This is a genomic window from Belnapia arida, from assembly GCF_016773205.1.
GTDB lineage: Bacteria > Pseudomonadota > Alphaproteobacteria > Acetobacterales > Acetobacteraceae > Belnapia > Belnapia arida.
Map to the genome: position 1 here is coordinate 1 of NZ_JAETWB010000088.1, position 7,498 is coordinate 7,498.

4 protein-coding genes are annotated in these 7,498 nt (G+C 60.9%); 3 read left to right on the forward strand and 1 reads right to left on the reverse strand.

Annotation, left to right across the window (positions count from 1 at the left end; all coding sequences use genetic code 11):
• Positions 1-882 precede the first annotated feature (882 nt).
• Entirely contained in the window at positions 883-2,379 is a 1,497-nt protein-coding gene (locus tag JMJ56_RS32105; RefSeq protein WP_202835945.1) for an ATP-binding cassette domain-containing protein, read from the forward strand.
• Entirely contained in the window at positions 2,376-5,432 is a 3,057-nt protein-coding gene (locus JMJ56_RS32110) for an HlyD family type I secretion periplasmic adaptor subunit (RefSeq protein ID WP_202835946.1), read from the forward strand. Before JMJ56_RS32105 ends, JMJ56_RS32110 begins: the two co-directional genes overlap by 4 nt.
• Positions 5,433-5,511: 79 nt before the next feature.
• Here the strand turns inward: JMJ56_RS32110 and JMJ56_RS32115 are convergent, their stop codons facing one another.
• The gene (locus JMJ56_RS32115) at positions 5,512-6,588 is read right to left on the reverse strand and encodes a hypothetical protein (RefSeq protein ID WP_202835947.1); all 1,077 of its coding nucleotides are present in this window, start codon (positions 6,586-6,588) and stop codon (positions 5,512-5,514) included.
• A 500-nt stretch (positions 6,589-7,088) separates the two neighbouring features.
• Between JMJ56_RS32115 and JMJ56_RS35925 the strand changes: the two genes are divergently transcribed.
• Entirely contained in the window at positions 7,089-7,199 is a 111-nt protein-coding gene (locus JMJ56_RS35925) for an H-NS family nucleoid-associated regulatory protein (RefSeq protein ID WP_407927987.1), read from the forward strand.
• Positions 7,200-7,498: the final 299 nt, after the last annotated feature.

Sequence of the window (7,498 nt, forward strand, 5' to 3'; positions counted from 1 at the left end):
CCGAATGCCTCCACATCTGCTGCAGCGCAACGCGGCGATGTGTAGCACACGAAAATGCGATTGCAATCTTGGATTGCTCATCCTTCGGATTTATAATCTATTAAGTTATAAGCAATAAGAATAAGACTTACATACTGCATAAGAAAAAAATTACTTTTACTTTGATTACAAGAACATAAAAAGTTACCACGATAGTAATTTTGAAAAAATTGAATTTAGAGGAAATAAATGTTTATTCTTATTGTTTATTGAAGACTGTTTCTATTCAGGAAATAGATTGTTGTTATTAATATCTTTATTAGATGTAAAGTTTTATTGCAAATGAACTTAGATTCTGGTGTGATTATTAGTACAATCAGATATAGCTAGTGTGCGAATGGCCCCACTTCAGCTGACATTCGTTAAATGTCGCCCGCGACCTTGTTTAATGTTGATTGTCAAGTTCAGCAACGAGCTGACTGGCCGCGAAGCGAATCCTCCGAAAGCATACCCAATGATCAGGAGGCGCAGGGCCGCATGGCCCGGACGGTAGCTACATGCCGCTACCCTATCGGGCCTTGCAATACAGCTACCAAAATTTCACTCTTAAGGCTAATATCTCTTAAAGGTTGTAATTTACTGTCGTAAATCGCCTCATGGCTCTTGGATTTTACGAAAATGAACTATTCTACAAGGGCTAGTATTCAACGTGGGGCCGGCTTAACCAAAAATATTGAGCAAGTCCTGCGACTCGCCTCGGGTTGGCTGGCTCTCCTTACTCTGCTTGGGTTTGGCGTCACCATTCTTGATTTCGCTCTGCTGTTTTTGAAAATGTCCAGCCTACAATGGCTACTGAATTCGGTGGCTTGGGACGCCCTACGTTCCATAACCACGGTCTGGATCATGCTCTGCATAGCCATCGCCATCCTCGGGCTGCTGCAATCGATGGCAGCCCGGTATCTCGCCCGACATCTAGCCGACCAGTTGGCCATTCCGGCCTTGCTCGCGGTGATGCAGCATGCCGAGCGAGGGCATGCCAGCCTGCAGGCCGTCCTCGCAGATATAGAGACGGTGCGGGACACCCTATCAGGATTCGTCGGCAGAGCCCTCGTCAGCATTGTCATGACGCCTTTCCTGATCCCGCTGACCTTCGCTATTCACTGGGCCTTTGGCTTCGTCATAGCCCTGTTCTGCCTAGCGATGGCGCTGATCAGCCTGGGCTTGGTCTGTGCCCTGAACCAGCGGCAGGAAGTGGCGGCGGCCAGTACAAGCCGGATCTATAATCTCACTCTGGACGCGATGCGCTCGGGCGAGGCCGTGCTGGCCATGGGCATGCTGCCACGCCTGGGTCGGCTCTGGGTCAAGCAGGGTTCGAAGAGCGCGCGGGAGATCTGGCATGCGGATGAGAAGGCCGCCCGCCTGCGCTTCCTGAGCGATCTGACGGTCGGTTTCTTTCGCGGTGCCTTGCTTTTCACCATGTTCGGCCTGCCATTCTTCGGGGCCACCCTCCATGGCGCCTTCGCCGGCGCGGCGATCCTCGTCGGCCAGGTTGCCAGCCCTTTCGGCGCGCTCGGGCAGACCATCGACCGCTGGACGGAGGCCACCGCTGCCTGGCACCGGCTGCGCCGGCTAGCCGACAACACCGCCCAGGCCAGCGCCCCCGGCCTTGCCTTCCCCTGCCCGGAGAGCAGGCTAGTCGCCGAGCATCTCTCCTTCACCTTCGGCGGCAACCAGCCATTCCTTTTTCGTAATGTCGATCTGGCGGTCGAGCCGGGCCAGACCATCGCCATCCTCGGCGGCTCCGGCAGTGGCAAGTCCACCCTGCTGCGCCTGCTGCTCGGCCTGCACCGGCCCTCGGCCGGCGGGATCTATCTCGACGGCCATGCCACCAGCCAATGGGACCGACGGGACCTCGCCCGCCATGTTGGCTACCTGCCGCAGCAGCCGCTGCTCGCGCGCGGCACGTTGGCGGAGGTGATCGCGCGGCTCGAGCAGCCGGATATGGACCTCGTGCTGGACGCCGCCCGCCGGGCCGGCGCGCATGAGATTATCGCCGGCCTGCCGCTCGGCTATGCCACGCCGGTTGCCGGGAACTACCAGTTTTCCATGGGGCAGCGGCACCGCATCGCCATCGCCCGGGCACTCTATGGCCGGCCGCGGCTGCTGCTGCTCGACGAGCTTGCCGGCTCGCTCGATGCCGAGGGCGAGACCGAGATCGTGGCGCTGCTGGCACGGCTGCAGCAGGAGGGCAGTTCGGTGGTTTTCACGACCCATCGGCCGGCTCTGCTGCGGATGGCGAACCGGGTGCTGACGCTGCGCAACGGTACCCTCGTGCCGGCCGGCGGCGAACTCCATCGCCTGCCCGCGGCGGCGGATGCGGCGGGGCGCCGCCTCGCATGATGGCCCGGCCCCGTCCACATTGGCTGGACCTGCGCGCGATCGGCGTGACGCCTGCGGCGGTTGCTACTGTCCTGCTGCTGACCCTGGCCGGGCAGATCGGCTATTTCGGATTCCTCATGATCATGAAAGCCATGTCGGATGCCATGCACGGCACGCCGAACATCGGCACCTATGGCGCGATGCTGGGCTTGTTCATCGGCATAACCGTTCTATCTGAGATTTATTTGTTGCACCGGGGGCGAATGCTTCGGGCCGGTGCCGAGCGCTTCAGCCTCAAGCTGCGGGCGGAGGCCTTACAAAGCTCCATCCGCAACGCAGTCCGGGCCGATATCGCAGGCGGCGTTGCTGTGCTTCAAGACGTCACGACGGTCCAGAATTTTGCCACCGGGCCCACGTTGGTCGGCGCGCTCGACCTCGTTGGAGCGGCCCTCGCCCTAGCAGCGCTCTTCTACATCGATGATGGCTTTGGCTGGATCGCCACCCTGGGCATCCTGACGACGATCGCCCTGGCCTTCGTCAACAAAGCCGCGACCGAGCGGCAAAGCGTACAAGCGGCGCACAGGATCGCCGCGACCTCGGGCGAGCTCGGCAGCGAGTTCGCCCATCCTGATACCTTCCGCGGCCTTGGCCAACTGGCCGCATCGGTGTTCCGCTGGCACCGACGCTACAGCCAGGCGCTGGATCAAGCTGATGCGGCCCATGCGCGCCGGGATGCCATCGAACAGACTGAGCATCTGGTCTCCTCCCTCTTCGTCCTGGCGCTGCTGGTGCGAGGCGTTGCCTTGGTCTTTGAAGGCACCGGCAGCATGGGCCTCGTGCTCTGCGCCTTCTTCGGCGGCTACAAAGCGATGGCGCCTTTTTCTAACATCTTGCGCTATTGGAGCAGCTGGAGCAGCGGCCTCGGCGCCTGGCGTCGGCTGCGCCGGGTGCTGCGCGAGAATGCCGCGCCAGCGGTCGAACCGCCGGACCCTGCGGCGCCGCCCGGGCTAGTGGCCGAAGGTCTCGGCTTCTGGCCCGAGGGGCGTGATACCCCCATCATTCGCAACATCTCCTTTGCCCTACCTCCCGGCAGCGTCACCCTGGTCCAGGGCCGGAACGGCGCCGGCAAGAGCACGCTGTTGCGCTTGATCCTAGGCCTGCTGGAGCCGACATCCGGCCGCGTTTTGCTGCGAGGCCAGAACACCTACTTCTGCGACCGCGAGCTTCTGGGCGTGCGTATTGGCTATCTGCCGCAGGACATCCAGCTGCTGGATGCCGATGTGCAGGCCAACATCGGCCGCGGGCCGGATGCACCGCTGGAGGCGGTAGTGACGGCCGCCCGCGCCGCCGGCGTGCATGACATGATCGGCCGCCTGCCGCAGGGCTATGCTACGCTTTGCAGCATGCTCTCAGCTGGGCAACGCCGGCTGATTGCGCTCGCACGGGCGCTTCATGGCGGGCCTGAGCTCCTGGTGTTGGACGAGCCAGAGGAGGCGCTCGATGGCCCCGCCCGGCGCATGCTCCTGGCCGCCGTGGAGCGGGTGCGCTTGGCGGGCGGCGTCGTCCTGATCGTAACCCATGATCCTGCAGGCTGGACGGATCTGGCCCGTTATGCCCTGCGCCTCGGGCCGGGAGGTGAATGGGCCCTCACCGAGCAACAGCGGCCGGAGCTGACCGAGCCGACGGCCATGGCGCGATCGCCGATGGCCCCGGTCGAGCCCAGCGATCTTGCCCCTGCATTGCACGAGCTTGTCGCAGCATCAGCGCCGGGCCCGACGGTCTCGATGACGATGCGGACGGCGCTGCTGACGCTGGGTCTGACCCTGGTGCCTTTTATCGGCTGGGCAACCATGACCCGGATGGAACAGGCCGTCGTGGCCGCCGGCCAGCTGGTGCCCGACGGCCGGCGCAAGACGGTCAATCTGCTAGAACCCGGCATCCTGCATCAGCTGCTAGTGCAGGAAGGCTCGGTGGTGCAGGCGGGCCAACCCTTACTCCAGCTCGATATCACCCAGGCGGAAGCGGAGGCCGGGCGCTCCAGGGCTGCCTATTGGGGCGGCCGAGCCAAGCTTGCCCGCCTCCGCGCCGAGCAGGCCGAGCAGCGCCAGCTTGCCTTTCCATCCGAGCTTCAAGCAGAGGCCGCGGCGAACCCAGCCATTGCCATCTTCCTCCGCGCCGAACAGGCTCTTTTCGCCGCCCGTTGGGCTTCCTTCGATGGACAATCGGGCGTGCAGGAGCGCGCCATCACCCAGTTGCAGGAGCAGGTGGCGGATGCCCGTGCCCAGCGCGAGGGCGCCGGGCGGCAGCTCATGGCGGTGCGCGAGCAGATCGCCGGCTACAACCAGCTGCTGGCCCAGGGCTATGCCTCGCGCTTCACCGTGCTGAACCTGCAGCAGCAAGAGGCCGGCTTCGTCGCTACCATCGGCCAAGCCAATGCGCAGGAGGCGCAGTTACGCGAGGGCATCATCCAGGCGCAGCGGCAGCTTGAGGGGCTGCGCCTGGTGCGGCTTTCCGAGATCGCCAACGACTCACAGGCCACCGAGGCAGCGACGGTGACGGCGCTGCAGAAGCTCCGCTCCGCGCAGGACATCCTGACCCGGCGCGAAATGCTAGCGCCCGAGGCCGGCAAGGTCACCAACATCCAGGCCTTCACGCCAGGCGCCAGCATCCAGGCTGGCCAGCCCATCCTCGACCTCGTGCCTGCCGAAGACCGGTTGATTGTGGAGTTGCAGGTCCAGCCGACCGACATCGATCAGGTGGGTTTGGGTCAGCGGGCCAAGATCAGGCTTACTTCCTTCCGGCAAAATGCACCGCCGCTGCTGCCTGGCCATGTCATCGCCATCGCCCCGGATGCCCTGGCCATCAGGGCCGGCCAGCTGGTCTACCCCGTCCGTGTTGCACTCGAACCAGGAGCGCTGAACCTCATGCCGCAACGTTCGGTGGCTGCCGGCATGCCAGTGGAAGCTTTCCTCCTCGGTGAGAGCCGCACGCCGCTCGGGTATTTCTGGGAGCCGATTCGGGGATCCGCTCGGCGGTCAACCTTTCCACCCAAGCCACAAGCACCCACGGAATAATAAGCTGAGGTTTGTTCACGAAGAAATCGCATTAGAATTCAAAAGATGGTCGAACGACAATCTATGGGATTGTGCTGCCTCAAAGATTTTTTGCGCGGGGTTTTTCCGGCGCACCCTCAGGACCTCTTTCGTACGGGGACACCCAAATGAGACGACGTAGCGACAGGCCGGAACCATAGGGCTGCAGGCGGAAGTGTCCCGAGACTGTCTGGCGGCTCATCAACTGCCAGGGCGTTACGTGCGGGGCCGGAGTAGGCCGTCCTAACCGGTCAGCTGGGGGCAGAAGCCGTACCATGGCGAAAAGGCTTTCCGCCTTCCTTGGCCGCAGCTGCTCGCGGGGCGATCTAGCAGGTGGAGATTGTGCAATCGCCTCCCTTGCCTCAACTGGCCCATGGGCATGGTAGGCTAGAACCAAGCGAAGAAAATTTGTTGAGCGACTAAGGACTAGATTCCATAGATTTAGCACGTCCTCTGGTTCGCCCTTTGCGCCCGCCATCATCTCCAGAACATCATTCGACATAAACCCCACGACCGGCTTGTCTTCCGTTCCTAGAGCGAAGACGTTCTGATTTGGGTCTACTGCAGCAAAGGATATGCCGCGCGGTCTCTCGGAACCTGGCGCTGTTAGCACCAAGGCAATTATGGTGGTTCCAGCCCACACAAGATGCGCCGCATTAACGACTGACGGCTCCAACCATGGTATAGCGAGTGCCGCCCGAAGCTGCAGGTCCGTACCCACCCGCAGCGCCCCATGTGGAACATCGATGTAGATCCCGCCGCGGCCATCACCAGCAGGCGCCTTAGCAAAGGCCCGCTGTTGCCATTGGTCGGTGGCGGGCGGCTCCGCATCGGCAAACAGGGCTGCAGTTTCACGTGTCAGTACTAACCCAAGGGCTGGACCAACATCCGACATTTGTCGCCGGTCCTCAATTGGCGCAAAGCCACGCAAAAACGGTATAAGGCAGGACGCAAAGAAGGCAATCTCCGGGTCAACACCCGGCTTGCCCTTGGCATCTGCGGCCACCTGGATAGCTAGATCGGCAAGCGAATATTCATTGGAGTTTTTCCGATTTGACGAGAAGGAACCCGCAAGGGTCCTCTCTTCTGCCAAATGGGACTTTATCTTCTGTCGCACAAACCAATCGAGCCATGTCACGGGCTGTCGCTCTCCGAGGCTAGCCTAAGTTTACGTCGTTTGTCCTGGGGACGGCGGATATACCTTATGATCTTGTGGTGTTTTATGTATGCTAAATATCTTGGAGCGGAACAGGACTTTATTGTACATCTTTCCATCCAATTTACGGGATGCGATCTGGGCTTTCCGCTCTGGCCGCCTCTGCAGCGCACAAACTGCTCGCTTGCCATGTTTCTCAGGAAAATATAGGAAACCAAGAAGGGCTGTTTGAGGGTTCATTAGAATGGCGAAAAAGTTCGACTTCTACTTGTAAGCTATGAGTGTTCCGGAGTTGACGGCCCTACGCGACGCTGCAGAGGCGAAGCGCCTGGAAAAACTTGACGAGGCCAAGAACGCAGTGCTGACCGAAGCGAAGGAGAAGCTCGCCCAGTTGGGTTTGTCTTTCGAGAGCGTATGGCCTGGGCGCACCCCCTCTGCTCCTGAACAGCAAGCACCGTAAGGACGCCGGAGCTCAGCTAGCAGTGAGGTTTCGCGGCCCAAACGGCGAAGAATGGTCTGGACGAGGCTGTTTGCCAAAATGGCTTCATGCCATGCAGGCGGAAGGACGGAACCGTGAGGAATTCCGCGTTTAGCCATTTGCTTCCTAGACGTCGGGGCGAGCGTCCCTACTAGTTCGGTATCATGGGTGCCTCGCCGTTAAGGCCCGCTCACGCCCAGTCGGCTTAACACCATCCGGATCAAGTGCCAGTAGTGCTTGATCCGGGTTCTGCTAGAAGCCACAAGGTGAGTACCCAGCGAAAGAAGCCATAATCCGTAGAAGGCTCTTTTCGGCGCGCCGTAGAAAGGCGGTACGATGGGCCTGTCCCGATTTCACGGACACCTTTGATAGGCTGAGGAGCCTGGGAGGTGTCGATGACGGAGAGCAACAGAC

Coding starts and splice junctions, on each gene's coding strand:
- JMJ56_RS32110 (WP_202835946.1), top strand. CDS start 2,376: ATGATGGCCCGGCCCCGTCCACATTGGCTGGACCTGCGCGCGATCGGC.
- JMJ56_RS32105 (WP_202835945.1), top strand. CDS start 883: ATGCTCTGCATAGCCATCGCCATCCTCGGGCTGCTGCAATCGATGGCA.